Source organism: Limnochordia bacterium (assembly GCA_023230925.1).
Lineage (GTDB): Bacteria > Bacillota > Limnochordia > DUMW01 > DUMW01 > JALNWK01.
Window position 1 is genome coordinate 1 of record JALNWK010000021.1, and the last position, 19,523, is coordinate 19,523.

19 protein-coding genes are annotated in these 19,523 nt (G+C 49.6%); 16 read left to right on the forward strand and 3 right to left on the reverse strand.

Features of this window, described 5'->3' with window-relative positions; genetic code table 11:
- Positions 1 to 425: 425 nt before the first annotated feature.
- On the reverse strand, positions 426 to 698 hold the full coding sequence (locus M0Q40_06370; GenBank protein MCK9222232.1) for a hypothetical protein: 273 nt from the start codon (positions 696 to 698) through the stop codon (positions 426 to 428).
- A 313-nt stretch (positions 699 to 1,011) separates the two neighbouring features.
- On the opposite strand from M0Q40_06370, the gene M0Q40_06375 reads away from it, so the two are divergent.
- The 8 genes from M0Q40_06375 to M0Q40_06410 are packed head-to-tail and all read left to right on the forward strand — an operon-like array spanning position 1,012 to position 8,812.
- Complete coding sequence (locus tag M0Q40_06375; protein ID MCK9222233.1) at positions 1,012 to 1,956, forward strand: AAA family ATPase; 945 nt, start codon at positions 1,012 to 1,014, stop codon at positions 1,954 to 1,956.
- 20 nt (positions 1,957 to 1,976) lie between these two features.
- On the forward strand, positions 1,977 to 2,861 hold the full coding sequence (locus M0Q40_06380) for a DUF58 domain-containing protein (protein ID MCK9222234.1): 885 nt from the start codon (positions 1,977 to 1,979) through the stop codon (positions 2,859 to 2,861).
- A gap of 13 nt (positions 2,862 to 2,874) precedes the next feature.
- Positions 2,875 to 3,774: a hypothetical protein gene (locus tag M0Q40_06385; protein MCK9222235.1), complete on the forward strand. Its 900-nt coding sequence runs from the start codon at positions 2,875 to 2,877 to the stop codon at positions 3,772 to 3,774.
- Complete coding sequence (locus M0Q40_06390) at positions 3,719 to 4,747, forward strand: VWA domain-containing protein (GenBank protein ID MCK9222236.1); 1,029 nt, start codon at positions 3,719 to 3,721, stop codon at positions 4,745 to 4,747. Before M0Q40_06385 ends, M0Q40_06390 begins: the two co-directional genes overlap by 56 nt.
- Positions 4,744 to 5,736, forward strand: a complete 993-nt coding sequence (locus M0Q40_06395; GenBank protein ID MCK9222237.1) for a VWA domain-containing protein — start codon at positions 4,744 to 4,746, stop codon at positions 5,734 to 5,736. The genes M0Q40_06390 and M0Q40_06395 overlap by 4 nt, the downstream gene beginning before the upstream one ends.
- Positions 5,733 to 6,458: a tetratricopeptide repeat protein gene (locus M0Q40_06400; GenBank protein ID MCK9222238.1), complete on the forward strand. Its 726-nt coding sequence runs from the start codon at positions 5,733 to 5,735 to the stop codon at positions 6,456 to 6,458. The genes M0Q40_06395 and M0Q40_06400 overlap by 4 nt, the downstream gene beginning before the upstream one ends.
- Before the next feature lie 18 nt (positions 6,459 to 6,476).
- Positions 6,477 to 8,099 (forward strand): BatD family protein, encoded by a 1,623-nt coding sequence (locus M0Q40_06405; GenBank protein ID MCK9222239.1) that lies wholly within the window; start codon positions 6,477 to 6,479, stop codon positions 8,097 to 8,099.
- A 5-nt stretch (positions 8,100 to 8,104) separates the two neighbouring features.
- Entirely contained in the window at positions 8,105 to 8,812 is a 708-nt protein-coding gene (locus tag M0Q40_06410) for a tetratricopeptide repeat protein (GenBank protein MCK9222240.1), read from the forward strand.
- Here the strand turns inward: M0Q40_06410 and M0Q40_06415 are convergent.
- Both M0Q40_06415 and dapF read right to left on the reverse strand, forming a co-directional pair.
- Positions 8,809 to 9,900 carry a PRK06851 family protein gene (locus tag M0Q40_06415; protein ID MCK9222241.1) on the reverse strand — a complete coding sequence of 364 codons (1,092 nt, stop codon included), beginning with the start codon at positions 9,898 to 9,900 and terminating at the stop codon, positions 8,809 to 8,811. The two genes, M0Q40_06410 and M0Q40_06415, sit on opposite strands and share 4 nt — an antisense overlap.
- A 90-nt stretch (positions 9,901 to 9,990) precedes the next feature.
- On the reverse strand, positions 9,991 to 10,818 hold the full coding sequence (dapF, locus tag M0Q40_06420) for a diaminopimelate epimerase (GenBank protein ID MCK9222242.1): 828 nt from the start codon (positions 10,816 to 10,818) through the stop codon (positions 9,991 to 9,993).
- Between the two features lie 90 nt (positions 10,819 to 10,908).
- On the opposite strand from dapF, the gene M0Q40_06425 reads away from it, so the two are divergent.
- From M0Q40_06425 to rny, 8 genes are all read left to right on the forward strand, one after another.
- Positions 10,909 to 11,109 carry a hypothetical protein gene (locus tag M0Q40_06425; protein MCK9222243.1) on the forward strand — a complete coding sequence of 67 codons (201 nt, stop codon included), beginning with the start codon at positions 10,909 to 10,911 and terminating at the stop codon, positions 11,107 to 11,109.
- 499 nt (positions 11,110 to 11,608) lie between these two features.
- Positions 11,609 to 12,121: a hypothetical protein gene (locus M0Q40_06430; protein ID MCK9222244.1), complete on the forward strand. Its 513-nt coding sequence runs from the start codon at positions 11,609 to 11,611 to the stop codon at positions 12,119 to 12,121.
- Positions 12,118 to 13,593 carry an AAA family ATPase gene (locus tag M0Q40_06435; GenBank protein ID MCK9222245.1) on the forward strand — a complete coding sequence of 492 codons (1,476 nt, stop codon included), beginning with the start codon at positions 12,118 to 12,120 and terminating at the stop codon, positions 13,591 to 13,593. The genes M0Q40_06430 and M0Q40_06435 overlap by 4 nt, the downstream gene beginning before the upstream one ends.
- Positions 13,594 to 13,612: 19 nt before the next feature.
- The gene (locus M0Q40_06440; GenBank protein ID MCK9222246.1) at positions 13,613 to 14,848 is read left to right on the forward strand and encodes a competence/damage-inducible protein A; all 1,236 of its coding nucleotides are present in this window, start codon (positions 13,613 to 13,615) and stop codon (positions 14,846 to 14,848) included.
- Positions 14,842 to 16,299, forward strand: coding sequence for a metallophosphoesterase family protein (locus M0Q40_06445; protein MCK9222247.1), 1,458 nt, complete (start codon positions 14,842 to 14,844; stop codon positions 16,297 to 16,299). The genes M0Q40_06440 and M0Q40_06445 overlap by 7 nt, the downstream gene beginning before the upstream one ends.
- 121 nt (positions 16,300 to 16,420) lie before the next feature.
- Complete coding sequence (gene recA / locus M0Q40_06450) at positions 16,421 to 17,446, forward strand: recombinase RecA (GenBank protein ID MCK9222248.1); 1,026 nt, start codon at positions 16,421 to 16,423, stop codon at positions 17,444 to 17,446.
- Positions 17,433 to 17,903 (forward strand): recombination regulator RecX, encoded by a 471-nt coding sequence (locus M0Q40_06455; GenBank protein MCK9222249.1) that lies wholly within the window; start codon positions 17,433 to 17,435, stop codon positions 17,901 to 17,903. The genes recA and M0Q40_06455 overlap by 14 nt, the downstream gene beginning before the upstream one ends.
- A gap of 72 nt (positions 17,904 to 17,975) precedes the next feature.
- A complete protein-coding gene (rny, locus tag M0Q40_06460) occupies positions 17,976 to 19,517 on the forward strand; it encodes a ribonuclease Y (GenBank protein MCK9222250.1) in 1,542 nt (513 codons plus the stop codon).
- The last annotated feature ends 6 nt before the right edge of the window (positions 19,518 to 19,523 follow it).

The window sequence follows — 19,523 nt, forward strand, 5'->3', positions numbered from 1 at the left end:
TAGTCTTGACTTCCTGTTCCTTAATGATCTCTTTCAATACCTCTCTGTCAAACATCATCAATCTACCTCCTGTCTTTTACTGCCATTATTGACAGGAGTTTACACAAATAACCGCGCACTCCCGCTATTGTTATTTCAGTCACAGGTTTATCAACAAGGTGCACTGCTCTAAAGAGTTCATACCAAGTAGCTCGTCGTAGAGTCGCTCCAAGGAATCTAGATCAGTGATGTCGAAGAACGCGAATAGGAAGAATGTCCGTGCCTCATGTTAATTAGCATTCGGGCAAATTCGTATTTGAGCCCAACCTTGTCTTCCTCTTCATAGTCCATCTTGCTCATTAAAGTAGCCGCTACAGGGCTGTCGCTTCCGACATAATCCCTTCATTGTAGCCGGTTGAGCTAAACACCACAAAAACCAAAATCAATTACAGTCTTAGCCGTGCACCTAACCATTCCTGAGTATATGCCTGGGGTTCAACCAGGACTAACGCGGGCTCGGTTCCGCCTGCTAATCGTGTCTTTACAAGCACATCGACGACAAGTTTATCTCCCGCGACAAGCTCTGCACAGACTTCCTGAGATAGAGACTCCAAGTGGTTAAAGTCAAAAGGCTTGAACGCTTTGGGAAAGAACAACTCCATGAATTTTGCAACAAACATATTCAATAGTTGTTCAATGTGGTTAGGCACGGATAGCAAAGTGATTCACTTTGCTCCGATAGGAATCGAATGTTTCGGCAACTAGCGGGCATAATGTCCATATCCCTTATACGGGGTATGGAGTGATCCTGAGGAGGTAGTCTCTTCGGGAAGGGATTGGCGGCTTTACCATTTGTTCATTTTCTGTTCATATTTTTGTGTTAGAATAACAGTTAGGTTGCCTTGACATGAAAACGGGCGTAAAGCTACAATGATATAAGATTCACCGAGTACTTGCAGTAGGCGGGGAGGGTATAAATTGGTGGGCGATGAGGACATTCTACTGATTAACCATAAAGCCGAAGAAGGCAGTGTGTTGGTGAACAGAGTTGTGACGCAGTTCAGTCAGGTAATTGTGGGACAAGACTACCTGATTGAAAGACTGCTCATTGGACTTTTGGCTAATGGGCACGTGCTATTAGAGGGTGTACCTGGGCTAGCTAAAACCCTGGCTGTACGCACCTTAGCAGCATCGATTGCGGCACGCTTCCAAAGACTTCAGTTTACACCGGATCTTTTACCTGCGGATCTGTTGGGTACGCAGATTTATAATCCCCAGACCGGGGAGTTTTCCACCCGTAAGGGGCCCATCTTCGCGAATATTATTCTAGCCGATGAGATCAACCGGGCGCCGGCTAAGGTACAAAGTGCTCTGCTAGAAGCCATGCAAGAAAGGCAGGTAACCATAGGGGACCAGACTTTTCCATTGGAGGAGCCCTTCTTGGTTTTGGCAACCCAAAACCCAATAGAGCAAGAGGGTACGTATTCTCTACCCGAGGCGCAGCTAGATCGTTTTATGCTAAAATTGAAGGTGGGCTATCCCAGTAAGGAAGAGGAAAAGAAAATCCTAGAGAAGCAAGCGAAGACTAATCCCCAGTTTCAGCTAAAGCCTGTGATCAAACCCTCGGATATTCTTGAGGCCCGGGCTTTGGTGGACGAGATCTATGTTGATAATAAGGTCAAGGATTATATTGTGGATATTATTTTTGCCACCCGGGAACCCGAGGAGTACGGTTTGTCAAGTCTTGAGGAATATATTGAGTGGGGTGCATCCCCTCGGGCCAGCATCTGTTTGACCCTTGCGTCCAAGGCCCACGCCTTTATCAAAGGACGGGGCTATGTTACGCCCCATGACGTAAAGTCCATTGGGTGGGATGTACTACGCCACCGGATTATGCTTACCTATGAGGCAGAGGCCGATGAGATTACGGTAGATGATGTGATTGATACGATCTTTGATGAAGTCCCTGTTCCCTAGGATATGGAGGCTATGGAATAATGCTACCTAAGGAGCTGGTACGAAAGTTAAGGCGGATCCATATATATACTGATCGACTGGTTGATGAGGCACTGGCTGGACAGTACGCCAGTGCTTTCAAGGGTAGTGGTATGGAATTTTCCGAGGTGCGGCAGTACCAACCAGGTGATGAGGTACGTAGCATTGACTGGAATGTGACAGCCCGTATGGGGGAGCCCTTCGTGAAGACCTACGTGGAAGAGCGGGAGCTGACGGTGATGCTCTTGGTGGACGGGAGCGCATCCACGAGATTTGGCACCGCCGACCAGTTGAAATCGGATCTGATGGCTGAGTTCTGTGCTGTCTTGGGCTTTTCAGCAATGAAGAATAATGACCGTGTTGGTCTTGGGATCTTCACCGATCAGATTGAGCTATTTGTACCACCGAGGAAGGGCCGTCGGAATATTCTCCGCCTGATCCGAGAGGTTTTGTACTTTCAATCTAAGAATAAAGCCACCGATATTGATATGGCCCTTTCCTACGCGAGAAAAGTACTGCGGCGTCGGGCGGTGATCTTCCTGATTTCTGATTTCGAAGACGTGGGGTATGAAAAGGGCCTAAAGATCGGGCAAAAACATCATGACATTATTGCTGTGCGGGTTTTGGATCAGCGGGAACGGTACATGCCAAAGCTGGGTCTGGTCTCTTTTGTAGATCCAGAAACGGGAAAGCAAGTACTGGTTGATACGAGTAATCCGCACGTGCACCGTCAACTTCACCAACGTTTTAATCAGCGAGATGAAACTCAAACGGATCTCTTCAAATCATGTCGTACTGACTGGATCGATATTGCACCCGGTCAGGATTACGTTCCTGCTTTGCGTTCCTTTTTTGCAGCTCGAAGACTAAGGATGTCCCGCAGTTAACCGGAGGATGACCATGTCTGTCAAAAACATTGGGTTAATGATATTCTTGTTCCTGTTTGGTCCCATGATTGCCTATGCCGGGTCGGTTGAAATCCAGTGTTTCCTAACGCCCGAGACCGGGCATATTGGAGATTTATTTACCTATGAAGTGGTACTTACCAAAGAAGCAGGGGTAGTACTGGATGTAACACCGGAGTTTGATCCAGCCCTGGAACTGGTCACAGCCAGTTCTACTTTTGGGGATCACAAGGAGCAGACAGTCAAATACACCTATATTTTCCGTAGCTTTGAGCCGGGGGAGTACACTATTGCACCTCCGAAAATTACCACATCAGAGGGGCAACGGGTCGAGCATTCCGGTACCGAAGTGCTGCTAACAGTGGAAAGTCTGCTGACCGATGAGATAGATGATGTCATGGATATTAAACCCCAAGGGGCAGAGGGGTTCACCTTGAAACAGTCCTTGACGATTGCGGCAGGTGTTCTAGTGTGTTTGCTCGGTTTATACTTGTTTTTCCGGCTGCGAAAACCCCGGGCGCAAATCCAGCAAGAAGAGTCTCTGCCGGCCCACGTGATTGCCTACCGTGTCCTGGATGAACTACGGAAACAGGAACTTGTTAAGCAAGGACGCATCCAAGAATACTATGTACGTCTATCTGCCTGTTTACGTGCCTATGTTGAAGGACGCTTTGCCCTCAAGGTAATGGAGATGACCACTGAGGAGTTCTTGAATAACCTGCAAGGTGCTTCCTTTCTAGAACGAAATCAGAAGAAGACCTTGGATCGATTCCTGAGACACTGTGACTTGGTTAAGTTTGCCGGTTATCAGCCGAAGGAAGAGGAGGCCTTTCGGGCCTATGATTTATGTAAAGCATTCATTGATGAGACGAGGGATGAGTCAAGTGACCTTTAGAACACCGTATTGTCTACTACTTCTTGTATTCATTCCTCTGCTTCTATGGCCAAGAAGACAAAGACCTGCCTTGCCCTTTCCTTCTCTTCGTCGTCTAGATGGGGTAGGGGCCTCGTGGAAGACCAGGTTGGTATGGCTACCTGCTGGGCTACGCATCTTGGCCCTGATCTTATTTATTGTTGCATTAGCGAACCCTGTGCGTACCCTGCGTACGATCCGTTACGGAGAAGGACTCGATGTAATTTTGGCCATAGACGTATCTACCAGTATGCTAGCCGAGGACTTTACAGTGGGCAGTGGTAGGCAGAATCGATTGCAGGTTGTTAAGATTGTGGTGGAGGATTTCATTCAAAAACGAAGTGATGACCGCATCGGGGTGGTGGTATTCGGCAAGGATCCTTATACCTTGGCACCCCTTACATGGGACCATGACTGGCTGGCCCAGCAACTACGGCTTGTGGAAACCGGAATGGTTGAGGACGGCACAGCGATCGGTGCGGCAATTGCCGCTTCGGCCAACCGGCTTAAGGATTCCCAGGCCAAGGAAAAGGTGGTCATTTTGCTGACCGATGGGGTGAATAATGTCTGGCGGGTTGATCCGGAACTTGCGGCAAAAACCGCATCGGCGTTAGGTATTCGGATTTACACCATTGGCGTGGGTAGTCTAGGACCAGTGCCCTATCCTGTAACAGATCCCTTTGGGCGTACCTACTACGCCGATGTACAGATTGATCTAGATGAGGAATTACTACAGAGTATCGCAGATACCACCGGTGGTAAATACTATTTTGCCGCTAATACTCAGGAGCTTCAAGAGATCTACCAGGAGATCGATCAGCTGGAGCAGACCCCCCTACAGGTCCCGGAGTACCACGTCTATGCTCCGTTGTATCTGTACTTTCTCCTTGGTGGACTTGGCGCATTACTACTTGAGTTGCTACTGAAAGAGACTTGTTTGAGGAGAATTCCATGAAGTTTGCCCATCCTTGGTTAATGAGTTTACTGTGGATCATGCCCGGTTTGCTCCTCTTCTTCTATTACGCAGGGAAGAGCAGGAAGAAGCGGCTGGCCCTCTTTGGAGAACTTGATCTTTTAAAGCGAAGCGCCTTTGATCTAGGAGACCGCCGCTTTCGAATGCGCGCGGTGCTGCTTTGGTGTAGCGTACTCTTGCTGATTATTGCTGCCCTTGGTCCTTGTATTGGCCATAGGCTTCGCCCGGTGGGCCGTGGTGCAGACATCATTATTGCCCTTGATGTCTCTACGAGTATGCTTGCCCAGGACATGGCGCCCAATCGTTTGGAGAGAGCTAAGCTTGCTATTTGCGATTTGGTTTTGCAGTTAGAGGGTGACCGGGTGGGTCTTGTTGTTTTTGCTGGTACCGCATTTGTGCAAGCGCCCCTGACCCGGGACTATGATGCCCTGCTGACCCTCCTTGAACGCGTGGATGTTGATCTGATTCCCGTAGGGGGTACCAACATCCAGTCGGCTATTGAGAGGGCCGTAGACGCGTTTAAATTCAGTTCCGGGAGTCAACAGGTGCTGATTATTGTCTCCGACGGAGAGAACCACCTTGGTGACCCCATCGCCGTGGCCAAGGGGGCAGCGAGCCAAGGCGTTAGGGTGTTTACTTTAGGTATTGGTACTTCAGAAGGTGAGCTCATCCCCATTACCGATGAGCAAGGTGGTACTACGTACCTTAAGGACAATGTCGGCCGTATCGTCCGGACCCGATTGGACGAACAGGTTCTGCAGGAAGTGGCCAAGGCCGGAGGAGGGGCATACCGCCATGCGGTAAGGGGAGACTTTGGGCTGGATCAGATCTACCATGAGGTAGTTGCGGCGGATGATGGGGAAATTTCGGAGAGTAGTGAGCCGATTAACCGGTTCCAGGTACCTTTGTTCCTAGCGGTGCTTCTGTTAGGGATTGAGATCATGGTGGAAAGAGGAAGGCGATTGGTGTGAAGAAAGTGGCCTGGTTAGTCTTAATTGTCTTTTGCTTCCTCGGGGGGCTTCTAGTCTTCTGGGGAATCAAGCCACCAAGTCGCGCCCTTTTTACCAAAGGATTATCCTGTTTTGAAGGCGGTGACTATGCAGGGGCTTTGTCCCATTGGCAAGAGGCCCTAATTGATCAACCGGACAATCCTCTATTATACTACAATATAGGTAACGCCTATTACCGGCAGGAGGACTACGGGAATGCCCAAGAATTCTATCGTCAGGACACCCCGACAGGAGGTATAGATACCTGGCGTAGGTACAACTTGGGTAATACCTTGTATCGTCTAGGTGAGCAGGATCAACAAAGCATGATGGATAGGTTTACCGAGGCCTTGGAGTGTTACCGGGCTGTGATCATAGATGATCCGACTGATCTTGACGCGAAGATAAACTATGAGTTCATCCGGGACAAACTGAAACAAGCAGAAAACGAACAAGAAGGCTCCCCGGAGAAAAGTGAAGGGGAATCACAGGATGAAGAGGAACAGCAAGAAGAGTCACAGGGTGAAGGTCAACAGGATGCTTCGTCTCCTCAAGAACAATCCGCCGAGACCCCACAGGACCAAGGGGAGATGACCTACGAAGAGGCCCTTAGGCTATTGGAATACCTAAATGTCCAGGAAGGGGAACTAAAAGTAGATCCTAAGACTTTTCCCCAAGGGACGGACACAGAGTATTACTGGTAACTGCAAGGTGGGATAGTAGTGCGAAGGATCCTTTGCATATTAGCTATAACACTACTGATTTCCGGTACTGTTGTAGCAGAAGGTATCGAAGTATTAACGGATAAGACAGAGATTTCATTGCAGGATACGATCAGGCTGACTTTGAGAATCCCCGGACAAAGCAGTCAACCGAGGATCACCGTTGAAGGATGGAGCGTTAGTTATATTGGGTCGAGCAATCAACTCACGGTGATCAATGGGAAAATGGATCAGTTTACCGAATATAGTTACCGGTTGGCTCCCACAAAGACCGGCACCTTCATTATCGGACCCTTTCAGGTGGTCCAGGACGGTCAGACCCAGACCACCGGGTCTATTACGGTGACGGTGGTTCAGGGGACTCAAGAAGAGCGGGAGGATATTTTTCTAAAGATAGATATACCTAAAAACCGGGTCTATGCCTATGAGAAGGTACCTGTGACCTTACTTCTGTATACCCGGGTGCGGACTGAGAACCTACAGTGGCCCGAGCTTAGTGGAGAAGGGTTACTAATGGATGAATTTGCTGAACCGGTCCCCCACAGTGAGGTAATCAATGGACAAACCTACCAGGTAGTCCCTTTTCAAACTTATGTTACCTTTATCCAAAGGGGACAGCAAACCCTTGGTCCTGCGACCATGAAGTGTGAGGTATTAGTCCAAAGCAGTAGCCGTGGTGGACTATTTCCGGATTTTTTCACTAGTTATGAGAGAAGACCCTTAGTGTTATCGAGCTCAAGTATTGCCGTTGACGTGCTTGCTCCTCCTTTACCGGCCCCGGAAGGGTTTGCCGGTGCCGTGGGCAAATTCACCGAATTATTCGTGGATGTGGATCCGAAAAGCACGATAGCCGGGGAACCCCTTACTCTAACACTGCAGCTTTTCGGCAGTGGAAGTGTGCATGTTAGCTCCCTTCCCGCCCTAGAAAGCTGCGCGGACTTTCAAGTGTATCCGATCAACCTTAAGGAGGAAAATGAGGGCAGTTGGGTCTATGAGCAGGTGATTATCCCCAAGGCCCCGGTGCGGGAGATCCCAAGCCTCACCTTCTGCTATTTCGACCCCGAAGCGGAGGAATATTTGGAGGTAACTAGTTCTCCTGTGCCGGTGAGCGTATTGGAGGAGGTCGCTTCCTCTACGACGAAGGTTGCTCCACCGAATTCTCAGGAGAGGATTGGTCAAGATATTCTATTTATTAAGGACTCCCTGGGACGGCAGCCCAAGTCCGGTTCTTTGCCTATTGTCATTGCTGTTTCCTGGACCCTTCTAGTGGGGGGAGTAGCCATCGCGAGGTTTCTTTGGAGTAATCGGGTTCAAGATAGTAAGAAGGCTGCCAAGGATGCTCTGCGGGAGCTGTCTATCCTAGAGCGGAAACAGACCCCGGAAGAGATCCTCCCCGTATTGCAGAATTACCTAGGCGGCAAATACGGTCTTAACCCTTACAGCATGGATCGTAGTGTGCTAGATGATCTTAAGGCTTTGGATGTGGACCCGGTCCTACTAAGTAGATTAGAGGACCTGCTAGCTAGACTTGAAGCGGTTCGCTATGCCAGGGATACAGAGAAGGACGGGGAGCTTTTTCAACTAGCTTTGGATATGGTGAGGGACTTTGAAAGGATAGGTTGAGGTCTATGCGTCTACTCTTACGTGTGCTAATTGTGATTCTAGGGATGACCTCGTCTTTACAGGCCCAGGATACAAGGCAGTTGTTCGACCAGGCCAATGAGCTTTACCAGCAGGGAAACTTTCAGGAGGCAGCTGTCTGCTATGAGGAGCTAGCAAAGGTCTACCCTAGTGCCAACGTTTATTACAATCTTGGTAATGCCTATTACCGGCAGGGAAAGCTTGGATATGCCATTCTCAACTTCGAACGGGCCCGGCGGCTTGCTCCCCGGGATCAGGATATTAGATATAACCTGGATTACGTACGGTCCCTAGTGCCCGAGACTTCTCGGTGGGAACTCGGTCACATCTTCGGTTTTTTTACCCCCAGGGAATTGCAGGTCCTGTTACTTGTCTGCTACATGATTTTTCTACCCCTTGCTCTGCTTACCAGGATAAGGACTAGGTTCATGAAGACTGCTTTGGCTGTCCTTGGTGTGTTGATCCTGTTGTCTGCGGTTGGACTAGTCTATGAAACAGAAAGCCCCCCTAAGGGGGTAGTGGTGATCGATGAGACGAAGGCCCATTTCGAGCCAGGTCTTCTTGGTACTGTGCATTTTGTGTTGCCTGAGGGGGCCTTTGTCTCTATCCAGAAGCAGCGGGAGGACTGGTGCTTGATTCAACGACAGGATCGAAAACGAGGATGGATTCCAATAGATTGTCTCCAGCGGCTCTAGACTGATGCTAGTTTCTTAATTTTACCCAAGGTCTCATCCCGCAAAGCATTAACCTGCTGGAAGTCCATATGGGGAATATAGTGGTCCTCTAGGGCATGATGTAGGCGTTTTGCCCCATCAATCTTTCTGACGGCTAGTTCTAAGAGACGTTGGTATGCGCGGCGGCTTTGCTCCATATCCTGTGCCTCATTTGCATCAAGGCTGCGACGGAGGAACCTTTCGGTCCTAATTTCCTCAAAACGCGCCGGGCGATAGGTATGGGGTGGGCTTGAGGTAACCACGGCGGTATTTAGGGCAGGGATGACTAGATGCTCAAGTTTTTGGGGCATCAGGGCACAGTGGTAGACTTCGTGGGCCAACTGATAAGAAGCCGCCGTATGGGCTAGATCAGCTAGAAGCGCAGATTTGCCACTACCCGGCGGGCCAGTGACTAGATAGACCTGTTGCGATGTACCAATTACGCTGGAAAGATAGTGGACACAGCCCTGGGGAGTGATGCCACTGGCAAAAAGATGTCGTGTCCTTCCCGCAGGCTGGGCTCTGCCCGTGAAGATCCTTTCCCGCAGACTGATCTTGGCTTTAGTTAGCTTATCTTGATTTACAATCATCCTGTAATAAGCTGCCTCATCTTCCCTGAGCACCGCAGCGGCTTTCAGGTACCGGTATGCACTTGTGAAGGCTTCTTGAATTTGTCGCCGGAGGGCAATAATGGCCCTACGATGCTTAGCTAAGGCTACCTCCTGCCAGAAACGGCTAAAGTCCAAGACCACATCTACTACGCCGGGATATTTTGGTTCCCTGTGGTGGGGTGTTGTACCATCCATCAGGGCCACCTTTAGTTTCGGGATTACGACACCATCGAGGGAGTCATTATCCGAGGAGCAATGGTGATATTCCACAGGGAGGCCTTCTTTTAGAAAATGCTCACCGATGTACCTCATGAAGGTGGACTTGCCGACCCCTGGCCCTCCCTTTAGTATCCACGTTCTGCGAAAGGTATCATCGGCGATGTAGTCATAGAAAGAGTGAAACCCCAAGGAGGTATTACCGCCAGGGAAGACATGCTTGATTAGGCTCTCATCATACAAGGGAAAACCCCTCCATCCTGTATCTGACACATAATACATTCTATGAGTGGTTCTTCCTGCAAGTGCCACGAGATTTAACAGGACATCGGTCTAGCAGTCTATTCTCCCTTTGAAAACCAATGTGGCGGGACCAGTCATGTACACATGCTGATCCTGCTGCCAGTGAACGTTTAGGGTACCCGAGACAAGATGCACCTTTACTTTTCTTGTGGTGTAATCATTGAGGTAAGCGGCAATCGCTCCAGCACAGGCCCCGGAGCCGCAGGCTAGGGTTTCCCCAACACCCCGTTCCCAAACCCGCACGTCAATTTCATTCTTACCGAGGACAGTGACAAACTCAACATTAGTTCTCGCAGGGAATAGGGAGTGGTACTCGATCTTTGGTCCCAAAAGGCAAGGGTCATTGTCCCCGAAGAGGATACAATGGGGATTTCCGAGATTCACGCAGGTAATTGGTATTGAACGGTGGTCATCAATGGGTAGAGGTCGAGCAATGACAGAATCCCCATCTAGATTGACGGGAATTCTTGCTGGAGAGAACTCAGGTTTGCCCATATCCACTGTGATCTGCCTTACCTTGTTTCCCGCGATGTCTAAGGACAGGTGTTTCCGTCCTGATAGGGTATCTATGGAGAAGCTACTAGCTCTAGTATATCCTTGTTCCCACAGGTATTTACCGCCACAGCGGATGGCATTACCGCACATCTCAGCTTCACTTCCATCGGGGTTGAATATCCGCATCTGAAAACAACTACCCCGGGTGGTCAATACCATTAGTCCATCGGCTCCGATGCCATAATGCCTGTGACAAAGCTTTAGAGCCAATGCTGATGGGTTCAGACTATGCTGAATGTCCAACCAGTCCAGGAGAATAAAATCATTGCCTAATCCGCGCATTTTCGCAAAAGTAAGTTGCATTAGGCATCATCCTTAGCATTATTGAAGTATCAATTGCCAATACTATGGATTGAGTATAGCATACAAACCTAGCTAACGGAGGTAGACGAAATGGAATGGATACGTTCATCAGGTGTGGCATTGCTTCTAGTTGCAGGACTGGTACATGCAATTCCGGCGTTATATACTGCCTTAAGTAATCTCTTTGGTGGTGTACCGGTACTTCAGGTTATTATTGGCATAGCCTCGGTAGTCGTCGCCTTAGTCCTTCTCTTCGGTGATCGGGAAGAGGTGACTACTCAGGATAGCTAAACTCCATGCTTTTCCATCCTGCTTCAAGGGGTCAAAAACTTGGCCCCTTGAGAATGGAGTCTATCTACCCACATAATATGCGGTAATCAATTAGACGTAACCCAAAACTGCGAGTCGCAAGGCCTGGTGACCCATCGCGACCTAGATCCAGTCCCCAACTACCGAAAAACGGAAGCGGGGGCCCAACGATAGGTTGCGGGAATTGCAGCTACACAGATTCCAGTCTTCCGTTTCCGATAAACCGAACCAGTTTTGCGGCAAGAGTATCTCCTCTATTTCATGTTACAATAGCACCTATAAATCATGTATAAGGGGCTTTCAATCGAACTGCCAGGGGAACAACTGAAGTCTTTTCGTCTTAAGAAGCCTCGTGTGCTAGGGAACTTCAATTTGAAGGTAGTGTGGAATCGACTCTTTCTTGTGGATTCAATTGGTACAAAGTACATCTACCCCTCCTGTGGGTTTGCATGTTACAATATGACAAGCCGGGGGGTTGCATATGAACTTTAACGGTTTAAAAATCAGAATTATAATAGTAGTGACTTTAATAGTGCTCGGACTTCTCTTTGGTGGTAGATATGTCTATGAAAGGTTTTACGTCCTAGACTCTCTAGTGGAGGCCTTTACTTCTATTGAGGGGGTTTCAGGGCTCCAAGTGAAGACCCAACGAAAAACCGACTTGGTAATTACTCTAGACCGGGTTTCTCAATTGGAGACTACCTATGGAAAGATCAAAGATACGGCGGAAGAGTTGTTAGGTGATAAGTTAGGTACAATTCAGCTTGTCGATCGGAGAGACCAGCAACTTGTTGATTGTTATCATCGGTTGCACTATGCTTTGTGGCAGGCGATCAGTACAGGAGATTTCGTGGATATGGCTGCCCAAGCGAGCAAACTCACCGAGGACTTGGATGCCCGAATTACTGTGGACCGGGACTATGTCTATGTGGAACTGGAAACAGAAGAGGCCTATCTGTATGAAATAGTCCCAAGACAGGGGGCAATCACATGAAAAAAGAGATCTTAATCGGAACCGGGATTGCCGTAGTGATCTTTGCCCTAGTTTCAGGTGTTGATGTAACGCCACTGATTGCCATTGGCGCTTTGCTTTTTATTCTCAAGTACTTCCTTGATGTACGGGGAAAGGAATACCAGACAGTGAATGTCGCTGAGAATGTTGGCGTCACTCCCCACATTGGCTTCGACGATATCGGGGGTCAAGAGGTAGCCAAACGGGAATTCATTGAGGCCTTAGACTTCGTTAAAGACGCCTCCCGGTGTCGGAAGTTGGGGATTAGACCCATTAAGGGTATTCTTCTGTTTGGACCACCGGGTACGGGAAAGACTCTGCTGGCAAAAGCCGCAGCCACGTATACCAATGCTGCCTTCTTGGCTGCTTCGGGATCTGAATTTGTGGAGATGTATGCCGGAGTTGGCGCTAAACGGGTACGTAGCCTTTTCCAACGGGCCAGGGAACTAGCCAAAAAGCAAACGAGAAAAAGCGCAATTATCTTCGTGGATGAAATCGAAGTGTTGGGCGGAAAAAGAGGAAGACATACCAGTCATCTAGAATATGATCAGACGCTCAATCAGCTGTTGGTGGAGATGGATGGAATTAGGACCGATGATGAGATCTCCTTGCTGGTGGTGGCGGCTACAAACCGGGTGGATCTATTGGACCCTGCCCTGATGCGTCCGGGACGGTTTGACCGTTTGGTCAGTGTTGAGCTACCGGACAAAGAAGGAAGACTGCACATTCTCAGGATTCATACCCGGGGGAAGCCTTTGGCAGAAGGGGTGGACTTGGCGGAATTGGCCAAGGAGACCTTTGGGTTTTCGGGGGCTCATTTAGAAAGTTTGGTAAATGAAGCGGCGATCAATGCCCTGAGACAGAAAAGAAACGTGATCGCTATGCAGGATTTCCGGGAAGCTATCGATAAAGTAATGATGGGTGAAAAGCTAGACCGAAAACCGGCCAAGGCGGAAAAACAGCGGGTAGCAATCCATGAGGTTGGTCATGCTTTGGTTAGCGAATTGGCGAATCCCGGTTCTGTCTCCCGGGTAACCATTGTACCTAGGGGCAGAGCCCTTGGGTACATGAGGCAGACTCCCACCGCGGATCAGTATCTATATACCGTGGAGGAGCTGCAGGATCAGATGGCAGTGGCCCTAGCCGGTGCGGTAGCGGAGGAGTTAATCCTAGGAAGCAGATCAACTGGGGGAACAAATGACTTTGAGCAGGCTGTAAATCTGGCCAAGCGGATGATTGCCTCGGGTATGTCTGAACTTGGGGTTATCGATATGAAGGATGTACCTACAGATATTTTGCACCGGACGATAAGCTCATTGATCGGACAGCGAGAGGATTGGGTGCGTAAGATCATTGCTTCCTACCAAGGAGCAGTCAAGGAGGTCGCATCGTACCTTCTCAATGAAGAGACTGTGGATGGTATGCAGTTTCGAAGCCTCATTGGATTAGGCTAGAGTACAGGGAGGTTATGATTTGAAAGCGGAAATTGTGGCCATTGGTACGGAATTGCTCCTTGGGGAGATTGCCAATACAAATGCCCAGTATTTGTCCTTGAAACTGGCAGAGCTGGGCATCGATGTTTACTACCACAGTACCGTGGGAGATAATCTTGTAAGAATAGTCGATACCCTAGGAAGGGCCGCCGAACGAGCGGATCTGGTCATTGTGACCGGCGGTTTAGGGCCTACGGAAGATGATCTGACTAGGCAAGCTGTCTCCATGGTGAGCAATTGTCCCCTGGAGCTATCCACTAAGGCGTTAGGGCATCTTGAACAGTACTTTGGTCAGGTATGTAGACCAGCGACGAAGAATAACTTGCGCCAAGCCTATTTCCCCACAGGTAGTGTTCTGCTGGATAACCCTCGGGGCACTGCTTTGGGGTTTGTTTTACCTACACAGAGGGCCCTTTTTATCTGCTTACCCGGTGTGCCCCGGGAGCTTTATGTTATGTTTGAGCAAGGGCTATCCTATTTGCGCAAGCGCCTTGAGGCCGAGGAACAACATGTGATCGAATCCCGAGTCCTGAAGGTCTGCGGGATTGGAGAGTCGGCCTTAGAAGAACAAATATCTGACTTAGTGGGCCTGGCCAATCCCTCGGTGGCCTTGTATGCAAAACTTGGCGAAGTACGGATCCGGATTACCGCTAAGGCTGGTGACAAGACCCAGGCCCAGGCATTGATTGCACCGGTGGAAAATACGGTGAGACAACGCTTAGGGACCATGGTTTATGGTAGTGGGAACGATGAATTGGAGGAAGTTGTGGGGAAAATGCTGCTTGCGAAAAGACAGACCCTCAGTATTGCCGAGTCTTGTACCGGTGGACTTGTGGGACACCGGCTGACCAACGTTTCGGGTAGTTCTGGTTTCTTAAAGGCAAGTCTTGTGACCTATACAAACGAAGCAAAAAACAAACTACTCGGTGTTCCCCAGGAGGTCTTGGATCAGGCGGGAGCTGTGAGCGAGGTAACTGCTAAGAGGATGGCCTGTGGGGTGAGGGACCTGATGCAGACAGACTATGGTCTAGCAGTGACAGGCATTGCAGGACCTTTGAGTGATGTGAGTGGAAAACCTGTTGGATTAGTGTATATTGCGGTGGTGGGGGAGAGGACCATTGTTGAAGAACATCATTTTGGGGGCGACCGGGAGCAAATTAAGTATAGAAGTAGTCAAGGGGCATTAGATCTACTAAGGCGGCAGCTTCTATGCTAGGACCGGGAATTGGTTACTCACCCAAGCAGGGCGACCTGTACAGGGTGATTCTCTGCGCCTTTCTAGGTGCCCTTGTGTTGCTCAACTTCTACGGAGGGACCACGGTCACTATCAGTCCGGTAAAGGTCCTGATTCAGCCTAAATTGGCCCTGCGGGGAACAACCCACATCATGCTTCCTCCGGTGGGGGAGATTTCGGCAGTGACCCATTGGATACCGGTGAGGCTTAATATCTTTTTGCGCCATGTGGATCTGTCGGCATTGGAACAGTTGTGGCAGGCGGGCCAACTTACCGAGGATAAGGTGTTTGAGATCCTAAAGGGGATGAAACTTAGTCTAGTCCTGCTTATTTTGCAGCTGACTGGTATCGGTGCCCTGGGGGGAGTCTTGGGACTCTTAGTCTGCGGTTATCGTACAATTCGGCACCTGAAGATTGGAATTATCTTGGGACTGCTTACACCGGTGTTGCTTTTAGGTGGTGTCTATCTGACATATAATGTGGGAGCCTTCAATAATCCCCAGTATGAGGGGATGATTCAAGGGGCGCCTTGGATGCTCAGTTTCATCCAGGAGAATGTGAATAAGGTAGGAGAGTTCTCCGATCAGTTACAGATGGTAGCTGGCAATCTATATACCATGTTTGAACGAATGGATGAGTTGAGAGTCCTTAGTGTACCAGCGGGGGAAGTAACACTACTCCACGTATCGGATCTGCATAATAATCCGGCGGCCCTGGGTTTTATTCAACGGATTGTGGATAGTTTCCGAGTTGATGCTATAATTGATACAGGGGATTTGACCGACCTGGGGACCCCCTTGGAAGCTGAACTCCTTGGACAAATCAGGCAGTTCTCTGTTCCCTATGTGTTTGTTCCGGGGAACCATGAGACTCCTGAGATCAGAAATCGCCTGAGAATGATGCCAAACGTCCAGGTGGTAGAGGACGAAGCTGTCCAAGTGGCAGGACTCTGGATCTACGGTGTTTTGGATCCGGCAGCGGAGTTATCCTCACCGCAGCCTTGGACCCCTAACCAACTGAAGACTTTGCTACCGCAGATTGCAGAACGAATGGATGCTTATGAGAAAATAGATATCCTCGCGGTTCACAATGATTGGCTTGCCCATAATATTGTGACCGAAGCTCAAGTAACCCTTTGTGGGCATAGCCACGTTTTTGAAGTGAAAGAAGTAGAAGGACAGCTTATAGTCAACGCAGGCACCACGGGTGCTGCAGGGGTTAGGGGATTTATTGTCGATGAGCCTGTGCCGTATACGGTGGCTCTTTTATACTTCTCCCCCGATGAAGCAGGGACACTGCATCTTGTTGCTATTGATAGTGTAAAGGTTGATGTTGTGGGCGGTGGATTTTCCCTTCAAAGACATTTGGTACAGACGTTATTTGATCAACGGGTAAGGTCAGAAAGAGGGATAGCCGGGTTATTGTCGAATTAGAGAACAGGAAATCTACGCGCCAATAAGCAACTTTCTTGATGCAAAGGAAGGCTTGAACCCAGAAGGACGGTTGGATCTGTAACCAATGTCTTAGAAATTGTAAAGGGGATGAACAGGAAGTATGTCTGAAGAGAAGAAGAAGGTTTTGGAGAAAACCGTCGGGAACATAGAAAGGCAGTTTGGCAAAGGCTCGATTATGTTTCTAGGCGAGGCATCGACCAAGCCAAATCCCGAATATATTATTCCTAGTGGCTCCTTGGCCTTGGACGTGGCCTTAGGAGTGGGGGGAATCCCCCGAGGCCGGGTAATCGAAGTATTTGGCCCTGAGTCCTCCGGTAAGACCACTTTGGCTTTGCATCTCATGGCTGAAGCCCAGAAAAAAGGTGGCATCTCAGCCTTTATTGATGCGGAGCATGCCCAAGATCCGCTTTATGCGCAGAATCTCGGGGTTAATCTGGAGGAGTTACTTGTGTCTCAGCCCGATTCGGCTGAACAAGCATTGGAGATTACCGAAGCACTGGTACGCAGCGGAGCTATTGATGTGGTTGTTATTGACTCGGTGGCCGCCCTGGCTCCTAGGGCGGAGCTAGAAGGGGAAATGGGAGATTCCCATGTGGGACTGCAGGCCCGGCTGATGTCTCAAGCTCTCCGAAAGCTTTCCGGTGCCATTAACAAGTCTAAGACCGCGGTGGTCTTTACCAACCAGATCCGGGAGAAGGTAGGGGTAATCTTTGGGAACCCGGAGGTGACACCGGGCGGGCGCGCCCTTAAGTTCTACTCCTCGATCAGACTTGATATTCGCAAGATAGATAATATCAAGCAGGGTACGGATATCATGGGGAATCGGATCCGGGTGCGAGTTGTGAAGAACAAAGTGGCACCACCTTTTAAAACGGCTGAGTTTGACATTATGTACGGGACCGGGATTTCTAAGGAAGGAGATATTCTGGATATGTCTGTGGAGCTTGGCATTGTGGAAAAAAGCGGCGCATGGTATTCCTGCGAAGATACCAGGCTGGGGCAGGGCAGGGAGAATGCCAAGCAATTCCTTAGGGAAAACCCCTCTTTGAGTCTGGAATTGGAGAATAAGGTTCGCCAGGCCCATGGACTGCCCTCTATTGAAGGCGAGGCAGTTGAAGCGAAGTAGCATGGAGGAAAACGTAAAAGCGGCCAAGCAGCTTTCTATTAAGCTGCTTGGCAGACGAGAACACAGTGTCTATGAAGTAAGGGCCTATTTAGTCAGGCGTGGTTTTGTTGATGATGTCATCGAGGAAGTCATCCAATGGCTTCTCAGTTATGATTACCTCAATGATGCTCGATTCGCCGAAGAGTTAATCCGTTACCGGATCACTAGAAGCGGACATGGTCCCAGGAAGATTCGGTGGGAGTTGGGTCAAAAGGGTGTTGATTCGCATCTTGCTACACGCCTACTTGACGAGTTGTACTCCTCGGAAGAAGAGGAAAGACAGGCGGCGCTTGCCGCTGAGAGTTGGAGCAGGCGGACCACGAAGCCCTCAGATCCAGCACGCCTGTCTCGCTACCTAGCGGGAAGGGGTTTTTCCCATGAAACGGTGCGCCGCATCATTAATGAGCGGCGTGATTAGGGTTACTTGACACTGATTTGTGGCATAGGCTACAATGTTTCAGTATTGTGATGAACGTTTGTGTGAGTGGAGGTGGTCAGGATTATTTATGTACTTTATGTAATTATCGGACTTGTGATCGGGTTGTTTGGCGGTGTCGTGTTACGCGAACACCTATACAGGAAGAGGATCGGTGCTGTTGAGGATACAGCCCGTGAAATACTAGAGACGGCCACTAGGGAGGCAGAGGCAAAGAAACGGGAACTACTCCTGGAAGCCAAAGAAGAGATTCACAAAATGCGGACCGAGCTCAACGCCGAGGAGCGGCAAAGGCGTCATGAGTTGCAGAGCCTGGAGCGGCGCCTTGTTCAAAGAGAGGAATCCATAGATCGACGTAGTGAATCCATTGACAAACAGGAAAGCCTTGTGCACAGTAAGCTGAAAGCTGTGGAGAACAAGGAGAGCGAGCTTGAGAGGATCATTGCCGCTCAACGGTCGGAGCTAGAGCGCATTGCTCAGTTGACCGCAGAGCAGGCCAAGCAAATGCTGCTGACAAACCTGGAGGAGGAACTAATCCAAGAGCGGGCCGCCCTGATCCGGGAAACAGAGGCACTGGTTAAGGAAGAAGCTGAGAAAAAGGCCAGAGAGATTGTTGGTCTTGCCATTCAACGTTGTGCCGCAGATCATACTGCGGAAACAACGGTTTCTGTTGTGACTTTGCCCAACGATGAGATGAAAGGACGCATCATTGGCCGTGAAGGTCGTAATATCCGGGCGTTGGAGACCCTAACTGGAATCGATCTGATAATCGACGATACTCCGGAGGCGGTGATTCTATCCGGCTTCGATCCCATTCGACGGGAAGTTGCCCGCATTGGGTTGGAAAAACTGGTGGCGGATGGTCGGATTCACCCCGCGCGGATCGAGGAAATGATTGAGAAGGCCCAGCAAGAGGTGGAACAGTCCATTAAGGAAGCCGGCGAACAGGCTGCCTACGAAGTAGGAGTAAGGGGATTACATCCTGAACTGATTAAGCTGCTCGGACGGTTGCACTACCGTACCAGTTACGGGCAAAATGTACTACGTCATTCGGTGGAAGTGGCCCAACTAGCGGCCCTAATGGCCGATGAGCTTGGCTTGGACGGGCGTTTAGCCCGGCGTGCTGGCCTGCTCCATGATATTGGTAAGGCTGTTGATCATGAGACCGAAGGCACCCACGTGGAACTGGGGGTTTCTTTGCTACGACGGTATAAAGAATCCGAGGACGTGATCCATGCGGTGGCCTGTCACCACGGGGATCATGAGGCTAGTTTGGTGGAAGCTGTGCTGGTGGCTGCAGCGGATAGTATTTCCGCTTCTCGTCCCGGCGCCCGCAGAGAAACCTTGGAGGCGTATATCCGCCGCTTAGAGAAGCTAGAAGAGATTGCCGACTCCTTTTCCGGTGTGGATAAGGCCTATGCGATTTCCGCAGGGAGGGAAGTCCGTATTATGGTGAAGCCTGAAAAGGTTTCTGATGATGAGTCGACAATCATGGTTAGGGAGATCGTTAAGAAAATTGAGTCCGAATTGGAATACCCAGGACAGATTAAGGTCACGGTAATCAGGGAGACCAGAGCCGTGGACTATGCTAAGTAGATGACC